This is a genomic window from Neoasaia chiangmaiensis, from assembly GCF_002005465.1.
Classification (GTDB): domain Bacteria; phylum Pseudomonadota; class Alphaproteobacteria; order Acetobacterales; family Acetobacteraceae; genus Neoasaia; species Neoasaia chiangmaiensis.
The window spans coordinates 2,749,566-2,766,669 of sequence record NZ_CP014691.1 but is presented as its reverse complement, the minus strand read 5'-3'; the positions used below and the strand labels follow the sequence as shown (position 1 = coordinate 2,766,669).

Annotated in this window: 14 protein-coding genes; 2 read left to right on the top strand and 12 right to left on the bottom strand. The window is 62.3% G+C overall.

From position 1 onward, the window contains the following. Positions 1-6: 6 nt before the first annotated feature. The 4 genes from A0U93_RS13110 to folP all read right to left on the bottom strand — a co-directional run bounded on the left by A0U93_RS13110 (position 7) and on the right by folP (position 3,601). Complete coding sequence (locus A0U93_RS13110; protein WP_077808536.1) at positions 7-1,119, bottom strand: SMP-30/gluconolactonase/LRE family protein; 1,113 nt, start codon at positions 1,117-1,119, stop codon at positions 7-9. An 81-nt stretch (positions 1,120-1,200) separates the two neighbouring features. Further along, positions 1,201-1,857 carry a GTP cyclohydrolase I FolE gene (gene folE, locus A0U93_RS13105; RefSeq protein WP_077807721.1) on the bottom strand — a complete coding sequence of 219 codons (657 nt, stop codon included), beginning with the start codon at positions 1,855-1,857 and terminating at the stop codon, positions 1,201-1,203. Next, positions 1,854-2,717 (bottom strand): 2-amino-4-hydroxy-6-hydroxymethyldihydropteridine diphosphokinase, encoded by an 864-nt coding sequence (folK, locus tag A0U93_RS13100; protein ID WP_077807720.1) that lies wholly within the window; start codon positions 2,715-2,717, stop codon positions 1,854-1,856. The genes folE and folK overlap by 4 nt, the downstream gene beginning before the upstream one ends. After that, positions 2,714-3,601 (bottom strand): dihydropteroate synthase, encoded by an 888-nt coding sequence (gene folP, locus A0U93_RS13095; protein ID WP_147150650.1) that lies wholly within the window; start codon positions 3,599-3,601, stop codon positions 2,714-2,716. Before folP ends, folK begins: the two co-directional genes overlap by 4 nt. A gap of 184 nt (positions 3,602-3,785) precedes the next feature. Between folP and A0U93_RS13090 the strand changes: the two genes are divergently transcribed. Both A0U93_RS13090 and A0U93_RS13085 read left to right on the top strand, forming a co-directional pair. Continuing rightward, positions 3,786-4,082: a hypothetical protein gene (locus A0U93_RS13090; RefSeq protein ID WP_077808534.1), complete on the top strand. Its 297-nt coding sequence runs from the start codon at positions 3,786-3,788 to the stop codon at positions 4,080-4,082. Between the two features lie 488 nt (positions 4,083-4,570). Continuing rightward, positions 4,571-6,259, top strand: coding sequence for a putative bifunctional diguanylate cyclase/phosphodiesterase (locus tag A0U93_RS13085; protein WP_077807719.1), 1,689 nt, complete (start codon positions 4,571-4,573; stop codon positions 6,257-6,259). Positions 6,260-6,265: 6 nt separating this feature from the next. On the opposite strand, the gene A0U93_RS13080 is transcribed toward A0U93_RS13085, so the two are convergent. The 8 genes from A0U93_RS13080 to nuoL form a co-directional block, all read right to left on the bottom strand. Next, positions 6,266-7,369: a branched-chain amino acid aminotransferase gene (locus A0U93_RS13080; protein ID WP_077807718.1), complete on the bottom strand. Its 1,104-nt coding sequence runs from the start codon at positions 7,367-7,369 to the stop codon at positions 6,266-6,268. 110 nt (positions 7,370-7,479) lie between these two features. Beyond that, positions 7,480-8,511 carry an ABC transporter permease gene (locus A0U93_RS13075; protein ID WP_211274014.1) on the bottom strand — a complete coding sequence of 344 codons (1,032 nt, stop codon included), beginning with the start codon at positions 8,509-8,511 and terminating at the stop codon, positions 7,480-7,482. After that, a complete protein-coding gene (locus A0U93_RS13070) occupies positions 8,508-10,052 on the bottom strand; it encodes a sugar ABC transporter ATP-binding protein (protein ID WP_077807717.1) in 1,545 nt (514 codons plus the stop codon). The genes A0U93_RS13075 and A0U93_RS13070 overlap by 4 nt, the downstream gene beginning before the upstream one ends. Positions 10,053-10,073: 21 nt before the next feature. Beyond that, entirely contained in the window at positions 10,074-11,009 is a 936-nt protein-coding gene (locus A0U93_RS13065; protein ID WP_077807716.1) for a sugar ABC transporter substrate-binding protein, read from the bottom strand. Positions 11,010-11,142: 133 nt separating this feature from the next. Then, entirely contained in the window at positions 11,143-12,201 is a 1,059-nt protein-coding gene (locus A0U93_RS13060) for a spore photoproduct lyase family protein (protein WP_077807715.1), read from the bottom strand. 108 nt (positions 12,202-12,309) lie between these two features. After that, complete coding sequence (locus tag A0U93_RS13055; protein WP_077807714.1) at positions 12,310-13,773, bottom strand: NADH-quinone oxidoreductase subunit N; 1,464 nt, start codon at positions 13,771-13,773, stop codon at positions 12,310-12,312. Further along, positions 13,773-15,257, bottom strand: a complete 1,485-nt coding sequence (locus A0U93_RS13050; protein ID WP_077808532.1) for a complex I subunit 4 family protein — start codon at positions 15,255-15,257, stop codon at positions 13,773-13,775. Before A0U93_RS13050 ends, A0U93_RS13055 begins: the two co-directional genes overlap by 1 nt. A 2-nt stretch (positions 15,258-15,259) precedes the next feature. Beyond that, on the bottom strand, positions 15,260-17,101 hold the full coding sequence (nuoL, locus tag A0U93_RS13045; protein WP_077807713.1) for an NADH-quinone oxidoreductase subunit L: 1,842 nt from the start codon (positions 17,099-17,101) through the stop codon (positions 15,260-15,262). Between the last annotated feature and the right edge of the window lie 3 nt (positions 17,102-17,104).

Below are 17,104 nucleotides of genomic sequence, written 5' to 3'. Positions count from 1 at the left end.
TCGTCATCATTTTGACAGCGGGATTTTGATGACCAGATAGGGAAGGTGCTGCATGTCGCGCCCGCCGTGGAACACCGGCAGGCGCGCCCACTGCCCGATCGTCCCGTAAAGCGCACCGTCGCCATAGGTCAGTCCGTCCGGTTCGACCATATGCGGATCATGCGCGATCAGTGAGATCCCACCGTCCGGCGCATATTTCAAAATCCCATGCCGCTCGTCGTCCGTGATATAGAGCGCGCCGTCCGGCCCGGTTGCCATGCCGTCGCCCATGCCAGTCTCGCCCTTGTCCTGAACGGCCTTTTCGATCGTCGCTTCCGTCGCCGTTGGGTCGGCAAGAACGCTTGTGGGCGCCGCGTAAAGCTCGCGGCTGGTCTGCGGCTGCCAGAACAATGTCTGCTGGTCGCTGCTCAACCCGATGCCGTTCGCACCGCCCTGCGGCATTGCCGGGTGCGCGGCGTCGTAACGCGCCGCATGACCGTCCATGACAGCCACAAATCCTTCCTGCGGCATGACCGGTTTCGTATCCGCCAGAATACGGCGCTGGTGTCCCGTTGCCAGATCGATCACGATCAATGCCGGGTGCGTGCCCGTCGAGGTATCTGTAATGAACGCCGTACCCGCAGAACCATGCGTCAGGTCGATGCGCACGTCGTTGACATGGCTGTCGGGCAGCAATGCCGGGGCGGCAATCGTCACCGTGGATAGAATCGTGTTGGTCTTCGGATCAATCTCGAAGAGCTTCTGCGCGCCGGCGATGGTCCCCTTCCCGGCCAGCATGCCCTCGTCCAGCACCCAGAGACGACCTTGCGCATCCACCGTCATGCCAAGCGGCGAGACGAACCGGTCCTGCGCGGCCGCATCCGGGAACGGCGTCAGCTTGTTCTCGGCGTAAACGGCCAGACGCGGTCCGATATGGTCCTTCGCACTCCGCGGGAAACCCAGGACCAACCGCCCATCCGGCAAAGCCGCGATGCCCGAAGGCTGCGCGTCGTAGAAGCGCCCGATCACCTGCACATTGCCGGAAGGGACGAAGCCCTGATCCAGGCTATCCGCCGCGTGAGCGACCGGTGGTAGGCCTGTGGCCAGCAAAAGGGCCACGGCGAGATTTCGACGTTTCATCATGACATCTCCTCGATGCCACATAGGACCAAGCCTCGCCGCCCGGATCAATCCGTCGACACGCGAGCGTGATGTCGGACGCTAACCTTTGAGAAGCGACAGTATCTCCGCGCGCGCGGCAACATCACGCTGCCAGACACCGCGCGCCACGGTCGTCACGGTCCGGCTGCCGACGCTGCGGATGCCACGCATGGCCATGCACATGTGCTCGGCCTCCACCATCACCATCACCGCCTTCGGGTCCAGCACATCGGTGATGGCAGCAGCAATCTGGTCCGTCAGGCGTTCCTGAAGCTGCGGTCGTCGTGCCAGCACGTTGACCGTCCGCGCGAGCTTGCTCAGGCCCGTCAGACGCCCGCCATCGGGTAGGTATGCCACATGCGCGCGACCGAAAAACGGCAGCAGGTGATGCTCGCACATCGAGTGGAACCCGATATCGCGCACGATTACCGTGCCCTCATGATGATCGGCGACGAACTGCGTATGAAGATGGTCGCGCGGATCCTCATGCAGACCGCCCAGAACATCCAGATACATCCGCGCCACGCGCTGCGGTGTGTCCAGAAGTCCTTCGCGTTGCGGGTCCTCTCCCAGTGCGAGAAGGATCTCGCGCACCGCGCCGGCAATGCGTTCATGCGCATTGGCCGGCCGTTCGATCGGCGCAATCGGCCGTTCGCCGCCCGCGCCCTTATGGCGTGCGGCATCCAGCGTCACCAGATCGGCAGTCGGCTTGCTCATTGATCCTCCTCATCCACCCCGAAGGCACGCACGTCATCCGGCTCGCGGGGCAGGTCTTTCAGCACATCGGTCACCCGGCGGCCAGCAATTTTCGCATCCGGCGCAATTTCGGCGAGGGGCACGAGCACGAAAGCCCGGTCCTGCCAATGCGGATGCGGCAGTGTCAGCACATGGTCTTTCGCCGCCACGTCGCCAAGATACAGCAGGTCGATATCGATGGCGCGTGGCCCCCAGCGGCGTCCCGCCAGCCGCCCCAATTCGATCTCGATATCCTTGCACAGGCCGAGCAGGCGATGCGGCGTCCGTGACGTCTCGCCGATCGCGACGCAATTCACATAATCCGGCTGATCCGTCCCGCCCCACGGCGCCGTACGATAGAAGCCGGACACCTGACCGATCCGCACACCTTCCGCCGTGCCCAGCCTTGTCAGGGCCAGCCGAAGCTGCGCCGCACGATCACCCATGTTGCTGCCCAGCGAAAAACCAACAGCGCGCATCCGGCGCCGTTCGATCGTCACCGCAACGTCGTTCGGTGCATGAACGATCGGCGCGCCCGGCTTGTGCACCGTGACCCGTACGCGTGACACCCGGCTGAAATCCACCAGTACCGCCTCGACGATACGCTCCGCCAGCGTCTCGATCAGTCTGAACGGCGGCCCCGCCGTAATCCGCACCGCCAGATCGCACAGGCTGGCATAACACACGGCCTGCTCGTAATCGTCCGTCGCCACGGCCGCCGCCACGTCGACATCGACATCCAGATCGATGACGAAACGCTGCCCCAGCCGCGTTTCCTCGGGAAGCACTCCATGACGTCCAAAGACGGTTAGCCCGGTGATCGAGATACTGGCCTTCGTCATGCTTCGGCCAGGATTTGCTGGATGCGCACCGCATCGACATGCGCCGCCACGTCATGCACGCGCAGGATCGCCGCTCCTCGCACCACGCCGACAAGATTGGCACCAATCGTTCCGCCAAGCCGGTCATCGACCGCCCGGTCGAGCGCGCGCCTCAGGAAAGACTTGCGCGACAATCCCAACAGGATGGGCAGGTCATACGCCGCGCGCAGCACGTCCAGATGCGCGATGCAGGCCAGATTCTGGGCCTGCGTCTTGCCGAAACCGATCCCGGGATCGAGCACGATATGCGTGCGCGGGACATCCGCGCGTTCCGCACACTGCAACGCCTCGTCGAAGAAATGACGCAGATCGTCGAGAATATCGAGTTCCGCCGTGATCTCGTCGCGATGATGCATCAGCACGGCCAGTGCACCGGTTTCCCCCATGACGGACGCCATCGCCGCATCGCGCCGCAGCCCTCCGACATCATTAATCATCACCGCGCCGGCGGCGACCGCGGCCCGCGCCGTCGAAGCCTTGTATGTGTCGACGGAAGTCGCAATCGGCGTGGCGCGGGCGATGGCCTCGATGACGGGCACGACACGACCCCGCTCCGCATCGGCATCGAGCACCACCGCGCCCGGACGCGTGGACTCCCCGCCGATATCGATAATGTCCGCGCCTGCCGTCGCCATGTCAGCCGCATGCTCCAGCGCACGCTCCGTCGTATCGAACTGCCCACCGTCGGAAAACGAGTCCGGCGTGGCGTTCAGGATGCCCATGACGAGAGGACGACCGCTTGCATGTGCCGCATGCAAGCGCTCTCGCAACGCATCGCGTCGACGCACCCATGTCGTGGACACGGCGCCCGCGCATCCCGCCGAAGGATCGCTGTCGAAATTCATGAAGCGAACGGTCTTTCGAACGAGCGCCGAATGGACTCGGCGCGGGTTGCATTTTCCGGCGTTCCGCCAGGCGCCGCTTCATATCGCCTCGTCCAACTCAGGTCCAGCAAAACGAACGTCCCGATAAGGCAACCAGACGATCGTCCCGCTGTTTGATTCCCTATTGAACAAGGAGCCGACCATCATGTCCGATACGCAAAACGCACAGCCTTTCGATGGCGAGGACAACAAGCATCACGCCGCGCGCGCCCTGGCGGAGGCCGCATTGCGCGCCGAGGCCGCCGGCGATTATGAAAAGGCCGACAAACTGATGGACGACGCCGAACGCACGGACCCGCTCGCCGCCGAGGCCGTTCTCAGCGAAGCACCGCGCAGCCGACGCCACGAGGCCCCGGGTAGCGACGAGGAAGTCGCTGCCATGACACGGCAGGTCCGGCCTGGCGCCGACGCCCCTTCCCGAAGCGGCATCGACGACGATTGATCCCGCCCGGCACGAAGAGGCACAAGCGACGCATGGGTATGGAAACGGCGCCATTTCGTCGTTTCCACCACGTAACCTTCTCTATAATGTTTTCTGCAGGCAGTTTTCCTGACGCAAACAATCTGATTGACCTGGCAGGTGCGATACTTTGAAGATAGCGGCTATATTGTAACGTCTCCGATAGCGATTGATGACTTGCGAAATTCACTGCATTCATTGATGCTCGATTAAAATCATTCGCTCGAGGGGTAGATCAATGGAAAGTAGCCGTCAGAGCTGCGCAGGCCTGCGTCATCGATACACTCCAGCGCTGAAATCCGAGCTGTTTGCACGCTGCAGGAAAGCGCAGCGATCCGAATATATTGGAGCATTCAGCATCTGCACGACCCCCTTCTTGCCTGTGAATAACAGTATTCCGGCATTTTCCTTTGTCTGAGCGCCGTCCAGAAAAGAAACTCGTCGCTTTTCTTCGACGCATCGCCAATCGCATGGGACGTCATGCAAACGGCGCGCAACCGACCGTGTCGTTGCACGACCGGATCGGTTGGCAAAGCACCGCGGACGGGAGGCTCGCCAGAATATCGGATGCGCTCTGCGTCCTGCTGGGGCAGGATCGCGCGACCTTGGCGAAAAAAACCATGCGTCAGGCTCTCGTTCCGCCTTCGGAATGGAGACCATGGCGGACCGGCATTGGCGCCATGCTGGGGCAGCGGCGTCCGATCGTGGACCATCTGCACTCCATCGAAATCGACGGTGTGCCACGTTGGCTGAACATCTCCGCCATGCCGGCATTCGATGCGGAAGGCCGATATCGTGGCTATCGCGGGACGATCGCCGATGTGACCGACCGTGTCCTCACGCCCGGCCAGATCGAGCAGAGCGCACTGCGCGACAGGCTGACCGGTCTCCCATTGCATGCGGAATTCGTCAGCCGTCTCACCCAACGCTGTGAAGCCGCACGTGCGCAGGCAGAACCGGGCATCGCCCTGGTGCTCATTCATTTCCGACGGCTACAGGCCATCAATACCGAACTCGGCCACGCCACCGGAGACATCCTGATCGGCGAACTCGTCGAGCGGATGCAAGGCGCTTTCACCGGTTGCGATACCGGTCGCCTCGGGAGCGGACGCTTCGGCGTGATCGTGCCGCTCTCCTCCAGCGAAGACACGTCGCAACTCCTCATACGTATTGCACACGCCAAAAGGATCATCGAAGCGCCAAGCAAACTGCTGGGCATCCGCCTCACGACACTGACGGATATCGGCATTGCAACCTTCCCCGCTCAGGCCGGAGTTTCCGGGGATCTTTTGCGACGGGCCGACCTTGCCCTGGCCTATGCGCAAAAGGAAATGGGCCGCCTGCCGTGTCTTTTCCACCCGGATATGGAGGCCGAGAGCCGCCAGCATATCCGCATGGGCTGGGAACTCGAGCAGTCCATAGCCAACGACGCACTGCTGGTTGTCTATCAGGCGATCTTCGACGTCCGCAGCGGCAAGGCCGCCTTCGTGGAAGCACTCGTGCGATGGCCGCATCCCGTCCATGGGACCCTCGGCGGCGGTGACATCATCGCCGCGGCAGAGTCGACCGGGTACACCGATGCACTGGGTCTTTATGTCCTGCGCCGTGCATGCCGCGAGGTCATCGGTCTTCCCTACGCCATCGACCTGTCGGTCAACGTCTCGCCCAGCCAGTTCGACGCCGGAGACCTGCCGGAAAAAATTGCGGAAATACTGGCCGACACGGGCTTTCCCGGGAACCGGCTGATCGTGGAAATTACCGAGAACATCTGTCTGCGCGTCAGCGCGGATACGCAGGACCAGCTACGCCGTCTTCGCGATCTGGGCGTGCGTCTTTTCCTTGACGATTTCGGCGTCGGGTTTTCATCGCTGATCTATCTCAACCAGTTCGACGTGGACGGCCTGAAGATCGACGGAAGCTTCGTGCAGAGTCTGCTTGATCGCGGCAAGGCGAAAGCCATCGTCTCCGCGATCGCGCGTCTGGCACACGATCTGGATCTCTCACTCACGATCGAGAAAGTCGAAAACGAGGCCCAAAGTCGCTGGCTCGCCGACCATGGTATCGTCTGGCAGCAGGGATATCATCTGGGCCGCCCCTGCCCTATCGCCATGCTTCCCAATGTGCTCGATGCGGGATACCCACCGAACACACCGGACTGACCCGCGTCAGAGAATGTGATGCACCCAGTTCTGCTGGTCGTTGGACCGGCCGGTCTGGATATCGGTCAGCGCCTTTTTCAGCGCGACCGAAACCGCGCCGGGTGTTTCACCATCGCCGAACGTGGCCACCCCACCCGCACGCCGGAGCGTGCCGATCGGGCTCAGCACGGCTGCCGTGCCACAGGCGAACGCCTCCTTGTAACGGCCCGACGCAGCGCCTTGGAACAACTCGTCGATGTCCACGGCAGCTTCCTCGACCTTCATACCCTTCTGGATAGCCAGACGAATGATCGAATCCCGCGTGATGCCCGGCAGGATCGTGCCGGTCAGCGGCGGCGTGACGAGCGTGTTGTCGTCCCGGACGAACATGACGTTCATGCCGCCCATTTCCTCCACGAAACGCTGTTCCCGGCTGTCGAGGAACAGGACCTGATCGCAACCGTGCTTCTTGGATTCCGCCTGCGCGACGAGGCTGCCGGCATAATTGCCACCGCATTTCGCCGCACCCGTCCCGCCAGGCGCCGCGCGCGTATAGTCCTCGGATACCCAGACCGAAACGCACCCCTTGCCAAAATACGCCCCGACCGGACAGGCGATCACCATGAACAGGTATTCCGAAGCAGGCTTCACGCCCAGAAACACCTCGTTGGCGATCATGAAGGGCCGCAGATAGAGGCTCTGGCCATCGCCGGACGGCACCCACTCACTATCGATCTTCACCAGTTGATCGACAGCTTCCACAAACAACGCTTCCGGCAGATCCGCCATCGCCATGCGCGCGGCGGATTCGCGAAAACGACGCGCATTCGCTTCGGGCCGGAAGGTGGCCACACCACCGCCGGCAATGCGATAGGCCTTCATGCCCTCGAAGATCTCCTGCCCGTAGTGCAGGACCGATGAGGCCGGGTCGAGGGTCAGCGGCTGGCGTGCCGTCACCTTCGCATCGTGCCAGCCTTCACCCTCCGTATAGCGAATGACCGCCATATGATCGGTGAAGGCGCGACCGAAAACCGGATTGGCCAGAATCTCCGCCCGGCGCGCGGCATCCGTCGGCGTCGTGGTGGGCTCGATGGTGAAAGTCGGCAACGTGGCGGTCTGTTCGGCATCCATGGCGGTGTTTCGTCGTCCTCGTTTTGAAAATTCCGGCGTGACCCTATCGCGTCCCGCGCCGTTTGGCACGCCAGAAAGATCGACGGCGATCGCCCCTTCGGTACGTCAGATCACACCCGCCCCGCACGCCGCATCAGGCGCATGCGATAGGCATCCAGCACCACAGCCGCGATAATCACCACACCCGTGACGATCTGGCGGATGAAATCGGTCACCCCCAACAGGATCAATCCATTCGCCAGAACGCCGATGATGATCGCGCCCAGCATGGTCCCCACCAGCGACCCGCGCCCACCCGAAAGGCTGGTCCCGCCGATAATTACCGCCGCGATGGCATTGAGCTCGAAACCGTTACCAAGGATCGGGTTGGCGATCGTCAGCCGCGCCATGTATGTCACCGCCGCCACGCCCACCAGAAGCCCGGTCACGGTGAACGCCGCGACCTTGATCACGAACGGCCGATGCCCCGACAGCCGCACGGCTTCCTCGTTATTGCCGATCGCATAGATCATCCGCCCGAAGACCGTGCGCGTCAGCACCACCCAGCCAAGCACCAGCAGGCCCAGCGCCATCAGGAACATCACCGGCACATGCGCGATGGTTGCCGTGCCGAATGCGTTGAATGCGTCCGGAAAATCATAGATCGTCCGCGCATTCGTCACTTCCAGCGCTCCGCCACGCGCGATGTTGAGCATGCCCAGCGTGACGATGAACGACGGCACACCCCAGAACGCCGAGATGAAGCCGTTGATCGCCCCGCAGACAACGCCCGTGCCAAGTGCCGCCGCAATGGCCAGGCCGATCGCGGCAGCGTTGGAAAGGGACGGCATGGTCAGCACCGTGCCGGCCACGACGGCGCAAAGGGCCATCACGGCGCCGACGGACAAATCAATCCCGCCGATGAGGATGGCGAAGGTCATGCCCGTCGCCAGCATCATGTTGATCGTCACCTGGGTCAGGATATTCGACAGATTTTGCACGGAGAGGAAATCGGGCGCCATCGCTGCGAAAAATGCGATCATCAACACCAGCGCCACGCCGATCCCGGCCTCGCGCAGAACATTGAGCGCAGCCCCGCCCATCGGGCGCCGATGCTTCGGCGCAGGCAGGATGGGCGCGGAGAAAACAGGAATATCGGTCATGCCACGGCATCCATCCGATGAGAGAATTGTTGATAGGCCAGCGACAGGATGCGCTCTTCATCGAATTGCGTGCGTTCAAGCGTCCCGCTCACCACCCCGCGCGACAACACGGTAATGCGGTCGCACAGGCGCATGAGTTCGGGAATCTCCGAAGACACGACCAGAATCGCGCATCCCTGCGCCGCCAGTTCCTCCAGCAGCGCATAAATCTCCGCCTTGGCGCCGACATCGATGCCGCGCGTCGGCTCATCCAGCATCAGAATCTTCACATTGCCGCCCGACAGCCACTTGGCCAGCACGACCTTCTGCTGATTGCCGCCGGAAAGTTCGATAACCGGCTGCTCCGGCCCGCTCAACCGGATGCCGAGCCGCCGCGTCATGTCCGCGCAGGTCGCACGCTCGGCCTCGAACCGCAGGAAACCTGCCCGCTGGACCCGCTCCAGACGTGCCAGCGTTACGTTCACCCGCGCCGCCATCGGCAGGACGAGCCCTTCCTCCTTGCGGTTTTCCGTCGCGAGACAAACGCCATGCCTGACGGCATCGCGCGGCGAGCGGATGGAAACGGGCTTGCCATCGATGAAAATCTCGCCGCCCAGTGCCGGATCGGCACCGAAAATCGCCCGCAGCACTTCGGTGCGCCCAGCGCCGACGAGGCCGCCCAACCCGAGAACCTCGCCATACCGCAACGTCAGGTCGACGCCCTGCCCCACGGGCGTCACTGCGGTGCGCAACCCCGCGACACGCAGCGCTTCCGCGCCCGGTGCCGCGCGTTCGCCAGGCGTGTAGGCCGCCAGCTCCCGGCCGATCATCTGCCGCACGAGGCTCGCGGCATCCGTCTCCGATGTCCTTTGGCTGCTGACATGGCGGCCATTGCGCATGACCGTTACCCGCTCGCAATGGGCGAATATCTCGTCCAGATGATGCGACACGAAAACAATGGCGAGCCCGGTCGCCTTCAGCTTGTCGATCTGCTCGAACAGGACATCGGCTTCGCGCGGGGTCAGCGTCGCCGTCGGCTCGTCGAGGATCAACAGGCGTCCGTCGCTCGACAGCGCCCTGGCGATTTCCACAAGCTGCAATTCGGCAATACCCAGCCGTTCGACCGCCGTGTCGGGCGAACGATGCGACAGCCCGACCCGCGCCATCAAAGACGCTGCACGCTCGCGCATGCGCTTGCGATCCACGAAACCGAGCGCATGCCGGGGCAGGTTCTCGAAGAGGATATTCTCGGCGATGCTCAGCGCGGGCAGCAGGTTGAATTCCTGATGCACGACCCGCACACCGGCCGCGATGGCGTCATGCGGCGTGCGCGGCACATATGGCGCGCCGTTCAGCGTCATATGCCCTTCGTCCGGCATATGGATGCCGGCAAGAACGCGGATGATGGTGGATTTCCCGGCACCGTTCTCGCCGGCCAGGGCGTGCATTTCACCCGGCCAGAAATCGAGATCGACACCATCCAGCGCCAGCACGCCGGGAAATCGTTTGGTGATATCGCGAACCTGCACGATCGGCAGGTTCGTCTCATGATTGATAGGCATGGTCTTCACCCGACAGGGCCATCAACCCATGTTCTGCGCCGTGATGAGCTTCAGCGGCGTCTTGATCCAGCCGGTGAGCATCTGCCCCTGAATTTCCTTCATGGCATTGTCGATGCCGGCCGCCGCCAGTTGACTGCCGAACTGGTCGACCGTCGCGATGACCTTGCCATTTTTCAGCAAAGGCTGGATGGCAGGGATATTATCGAAACTGGCAATCTTGATGTCCTTGCGACCGGCCGCATCGATCGCCTTGGACACGCCCAAAGTCATCGCGTCGTTGGCCGACATCACGCCCTGGATATCCGCATGCGCTGTGAGCATGTTGGTGAAAACGGTGTTGGCCTCCTCGGTCTCCCAATGCGCCGTCCGGCTATCGAGCAGGGTGAGCCCCGCCTCCTGGATCGAGTCCATGAAACCAAGCCGCCGCTGGATACCGTTCTCGGCACCGGGATTGCCTTCGATGACAACGACCTTGCCGCCCTTGCCAAGGGACTTCGCCAGCACGTCGCCAGACATTTTCGCGCCTGCGCGGTTGTCCGGCCCGACGAAGGCGATATCCACGTTGTGCCGCCGCATCGACGCCTTGTCGAAGGCCACATCGATATTGATGACCTTGATCCCCGCCTTCAGCGCACGGATCACCGGCGGCAACAGCGCGCGACTATCGGCGGGCGCCACCACCAGCGCGTCCACGCGACGGGTAATCAGGTTCTCCACCGCGGCGATCTGCCCGTCGATATCGGTTTCGGACTGGATGCCGACAGGGATAAGCGTCAGGTCGCCGCGCTCCTGCGCGTGCTTGACCGCCCCCTCCTGCATGTCCTTGAAAAACTCATTGGCCAGCGATTTCATCACCAGCCCCACCGTTGGCTTTTTCGGCGCGGCCCGCAGGGAATGCGGCATGAACACCATCATACCTGTACCACCTGCTGCCATCAGGAACGACCTACGATCCATTTTTTTTCACTCTCTGACCCGATTCCAAACACCCGGGTTTCGGCGTGGTGGCACTAATCTCCCCTTTTGCGCGATTGGCCACCCTATTTTATGAACGTCACGTAATGTTGTTATCTTTTGCCCTCGGATAACATCAAAAAGCGTAGCGTATCGCGCAATACGGGATGATCTCCGCCATCCAGTCCCTGAGTTGCCCCAGCCAGCGCCCTTTCCAACGGTGCCGATAACGCAGGTTAATCATCCCGCCTTCCGACTTCTTGTTTTCCTGAAGATCGGGACGCCACAACCAGTCTTCACCACGTGGATGCCAGCGCATATTGACCTCATGCAGGGCTGCATTATGCGTCAACATGATGATTTCGGCCTTTAGCTGCGCTTTCGCCGCCGCGCCGATGCCGTCATTGAGTTGGTGCAGCAGGGATCGCCACTCCGCCTGCCAGTTTTCATGAACCACCACCGGGCTGAAATTCACGTGCACCTCGTAACCGGCCCGCACGAGTTCGTCGATGAACGCGATGCGGACGTCGATAGGGTCGGTGCGGATGTCGAGGCGTCGCGCCATTTCCGGCGGCATCAGGGAAACACGCACGCGTGTCCGCCCGCGCGGATCGTAATCAAGCAACGCGCGATTGACGCGTTTGGTCGCAAAGGACCCTTTCGCATTCGGCAAATCGCGAAATATGCCGATCAGGTCGCGCACGTTATCCGACAGCAGGGCATCCGCCGACAGATCACCGTTTTCGCCCAGATCATAGACCCACGCCGCCGGATCGATCTGGTTCGGCGCGGTCTTCCACCCAAGTTTCCCGGCGTGACGGATGATGGCCCGCGTGATGTCGTCGATATTGACGAGGACCGTTACCGGGTTCGCATACCCCTTGCGGCGCGGGACATAGCAATAGGCGCAGGCCATGCCGCAGCCATTCGAACTCGACGGCGCAATAAAATCGGCACTTCGTCCATTCGGTCGCATCGTCAGGGTCTTCCTGACCCCGAGGATCAGCGTCTCACGCTTGATCCGCAGCCATTCTTCAGCCGCGCCCTCGTTGCCGAAGAATTGCGGAATGCGCCAATGGTTGTCGACCGGGATCAATTGCGCATTCGGATGGCGCGCCAGAATTTCCTGCCCGCGCGCATAATCGCGGACGGCCTCTTCCAGATAGATCTGCCTGATATCGAAAAGCGCGTCCACGTCGGCTCCAGAATGAAAACGCCCGATGACGGAGCATCGGGCGTGACAATCAGAAAGCCTTAGCGCAACCGAACGGGCTTCGTTGCGAACCCGCCGGATTTTCGGCGTTTACGGACCGACGCCAGCGGTATTGTCCGCCACCGCGTTGGCCGGCGGCGGCGGGGCAAGCAGGTTACGCCCGACGCCCACCAGACCGCTGGGGAATATTCCGAACAGGATCGTCGCAACGGCAAGCACTGTAATCAATGCGGTATTGCCACCCCAGGGCGCCTCGACTTCCGGCAGCGATGCTTCCGTCGGCGCAGGCAGCATCATGATGCGGATCAGGCGCAGGTAATAATAAAGCCCGATCGTGCTGCTCAACACGAGCACCAGCAACAGCAGGATACGATGCGCGGAGATACCGGCGGCCGCGATATAGAATTTCGCGAAGAAACCCACAGCAGGCGGAATACCGGCCAGCGAAATCAGCATCACCGACATCGCCAGCGCGGCGGCCGGTTTGCGCCGGAAAAGCCCATACCAGTCGTCGATATCCGCACCCTGCGGCATCACGCCTGCCATGATCGCGAACATGCCCAGCGTCGCCGCCGAATAGGCTGCCAGATAGAACGCCGCGCTGGCCAATCCGAATGGGCCCGGCGAGAGGAACGCCACCAGCAGATATCCGATATGCGCGATGGAGGAACCGGCCAGCAGTCGCTTGAGGTTCGTCTGCGACAGCGCCAGCAGGTTGCCACCGATCATGCTCAGGATCGCCACGACGAGGATCTCGTCCACCTGCGCGCTCGGCACATACAGATTGACCGAGGAAAAATACCGCACCATCGCCGAGAACAGCGCGACCTTAGAGATCACCGCCACCAGAGCCGCAACGGGAATGGACGTGCCCTCCAGAACATCCGCGAGCCAGAGATGGAACGGCACGGCGGAAAGCTTGAAGAACATGCCGGTCAGGACCAGAATCACGCCCATGGAAGCAAGGATCGGCTCCGGCGCATTCGCGATCGACGGCGACAGGAAGCGCAGCGACCCCGTTTCCGCATAGTTCAGCGCAAACCCGAAGACCAGCGTCGCCGACGAAACGCCGGACAGCACGATGTATTTCATCGCCGCCTCACCCGCATCGATCCGGCGATTGCGGAAGGCGATCAGCCCCAGCAGCGACAGGCTAAGCGTCTCCAGCCCAATGAAGAAGGTGATGTCATGAATCGCCGCCGTCATGATGACGGAACCAAGCGTTGTGAGTGTCAGCAGCAGATAATACTCGCTGCCGACGGCCTCATCCTCCACCACCGGGTTACGCCAGGACATGATATGAATGGCCATGGCGGACAGCACGATCAGCGCCGCGTTATAGGATGCCCATGGATCGGGCGCGAAAAGCGGCATGGCGCCGGTCATGATTAGCACCGTCGGCATGAAAATGCCGATCAGCGATGCAACGAGAACCAGAAAACCGATAAGCGCATCGCGGCCGACATGGCGCTTCGCCGCGATGGCCGCCATCTGGACCAGACTGCCGAGACACAGGATCAGCACGGCATTGGGAAGAAAGGAGTAGGACATCATTAGCGTGCCGTCTCCTCGGCAAGATCAACCATATGCAGGCTGGCGGGTGTGGAAAGGTTCAACACCGGCTGGGGATAGACGCCCAGTGCCAGCAGCAGCACGGCAGCGGCACCCAGCACCGTCAGATGCGAAAAAGACGGCAACCCGAGCGGGCGCGCATCCGGCGCCTTCGGCGGACCGTAGAAAACGCGCATCATCATCGTAAGCGAATAGATGGACGACAGGACCGCGCCCGCTGCGGCGAAATATGTCATCACATGGCTGGCCTGCCATGTACCCATCAGCACCAGGAACTCGCCAACGAAATTGCCCAGACCCGGCAGGCCGAGCGTCGCAGCGGCAAAGAACATCGCCATTGCCGAGAATTGCGGCATCGCGGGCCAGAGGCCGCCAAGGCGCGACATGTCGCGCGTGCCGGTCCGGTCCTCCACGAAACCCGCGATCACGAACAGGGCGCCTGTGCTCAGGCCATGCGCCACCATCTGGATGACCGCCCCCTCCATGCCGATCCGCGTGCCGGAGAAAACGCCCAAAAGAATGTAACCAAGGTGACTGACCGAGGAATAGGCGATCAGCCGCTTGATATCGTCCTGCGAAACCGCAAGCCAGGCGCAATACAGAATGCCGACCACGCCGAGCGACATGGCCAGCGGTGCAAGATGCGCGCTCGCACCGGGAAACAGCATCACCACGTAACGGATCATGCCATAGCCACCCGTCTTGGCCAGCACGCCGGAAAGCAGAATGCTGCCGGCAGTCGGTGATTCGGCATAGGTGTCCGGCAGCCATGCGTGGAACGGCACCATCGGCAGCTTGACGGCGAAGGCGATGAAGAAGCCCGCCATGATGAACGGCGCCAGAGGCGACATCGCCCCCGTTTGAGCCAGGGCGAAATAGTTGAACGTCAGCACGCCGGTATGCTGCGCATGCACGATGACCAGCGCCAGGATCGCCAGCAGCATCAGCAGGCCGCTGCCTTGCGTGAACAGGAAGAACTTCAGCGCCGCACGGGCGCGACCTTCGTGTCCCCAGATCAGGATGACGCCGAACATCGGCAGCAGCATCAGTTCCCAGAAGAAGAAGAACAGGAAAAGATCGGTCGCGACGAACACGCCGTTGATGCCAGCGACCGTCGCCAGGATCAGGAAATGGAACAGCCCGGCCCGCTCCCGCACGTTACGTGACGACAGCAGCACGCAAGGCAGGGAAATCAGAACGTTCAGCCATAGAAGGACAAGGCTCAACCCATCCATGTCCAGCCGGAAGTCGATACCCAGCAGCGGCACCCAGGGCGCCGCGAAATGTGCCCGCCACCCCGGCATGCCGGCCGTGCCGAGCGTCAGGTCGAGAAGCAGCAGGATTTGCAGGACGACGGTCGCCAGACTGGCGATCCACGGCATACGCGACGGCCCGCGGATGCCGACGAGCCAGGCCGCCAGACCGCCGAGGAAGGGAAGTGCCACAAGGGCGGGGAGTGCGAACATCGTCATACCGCCAGACAAAGAGCAAGGACCGTTCCGGCCGCGATCCATCCGACGTAACGACGGACCTGGCCGGTTTGCATATGGCCGAGGCCGCGACCGCCGGCTTGCGTCGTCATGGCGAGGAGATCGTAGAACAGGTCGATGAAATCGCCCTTGTTCTGGCGGCCAAGCGCCAGGAAGGGACGAACGAAGAGAACATCGTAAAGCCGGTCGAAGCCCCAGTCGGCCCGAAGCGTCTGGATCATGGGCCGGTTATCGGGCACAGGCGCCACGTCACGCGGCTTCCAGATCGCCCAGGCGATGGACACGCCGATCAGCGGGACGATCGAGCCGATCAGCAGCAGGACCGCGCCGCCATGTTCTTCCGGCAATACGCCGAGCACCGGCGCGAGCAGGTTGGAGAAGACATGCACCGGCGCGATCGCGCTCGGCATTTCCATCCAGCCACCACCGATCGCCAGAACGCTGAGGATCGCCAGCGGCACCATCTGCACGGGTCCGGAATGCCCATGTGCATGGGTGCGCGGCGTGCCCCAGAACACGATGAACACGCAGCGGAAGATGTAGATCGACGTCAGGAACGCGCCCAGCAATGCGCCTGCCCAGAAGACGGGGCTGAGATCGTAGGCGTTCTGCAGGATCATCTCTTTCGAGAAATATCCGGCGGAAATCAGCGGCAGACCTGCCAGGGCGACGGAACCGGCCAGGAATGCGTAGAACACCCCGGGCATTTCCTTGCGCAAGCCACCCATCTTGTAGATGTCCTGCTCGTGATGCGTCCGGAGAATGATCGAACCGGCCGCCATGAACAGCAGCGCCTTGAAGAACGCATGCGTGACAAGATGGAAGATCGCCGCATCCCACGCACCGCAACCCAGACCGAGATACATGTATCCAAGCTGGCTCATGGTCGAATAGGCGAGAATGCGCTTGATATCCGTCTGCACCATGGCGCTGCCGGCGGCGAGAAGGATGGTGACAAAGCCGATGATGGCGCAGGTCAGCATTGCCGAAGGTGCCGCCAGAAACAGCGGATGCAGCCGTGCGATCAGATAGACACCCGCCGTGACCATCGTTGCCGCATGGATCAGCGCGGAAACCGGCGTCGGGCCTGCCATGGCGTCCGGCAGCCAGGTCTGCAACGGCACCTGAGCGGATTTCGCGACGGCCCCGCCGAGCAGGAGGAACGCCGCCAGCGTAATGGCGATCGGCGGCGCGTGCGGGACGGCCGAGAGAACGGTGCCGATATCGAGACTGCCGACACCCGTCGCCAGGATCAGTAGTCCGACGAGAAACATCGCATCGCCGATACGCGTGACAACAAACGCCTTGCGCGCGGCGCGGGCGTTGGGAATCTCATGATACCAGAAGCCGACCAGCAGGTAGGAGCAAAGCCCCACCCCTTCCCAGCCGACATAGATGGCCAGCATGTCGGAAGACAGGACCAGCAGCAGCATGGAAGCGACGAACAGCGTCATGTAGGCGAAGAACCGGGCGATATCCGGATCGTCGATCATATAGGCGCAGGCATAGATCAGGATCAGGAAGCCGATGCAGCTCACGACCAGCATCATCACCAGCGATAGCCGATCCAGCGTCAGCGCGATCTGGGACGTGAAACCTCCGGCCTGGATCCAGTTCCACAACACCACGTGGATCGAACCGGTCGAATACGGTCCGCTGAGGAAGGATATCGCCTCGGCAACGGCAAGGGCGGCGCACAGCCCCATGCCGATGCCGACCAGACCGCTCGTCGCCTTCGCGGGCATGTTGCCGCGCGACAGGAGGAGAATGATCGAAACCGCGAGAGGGAAAAGGATAACAAGCGGAAGCAAAGCGGCCACGAC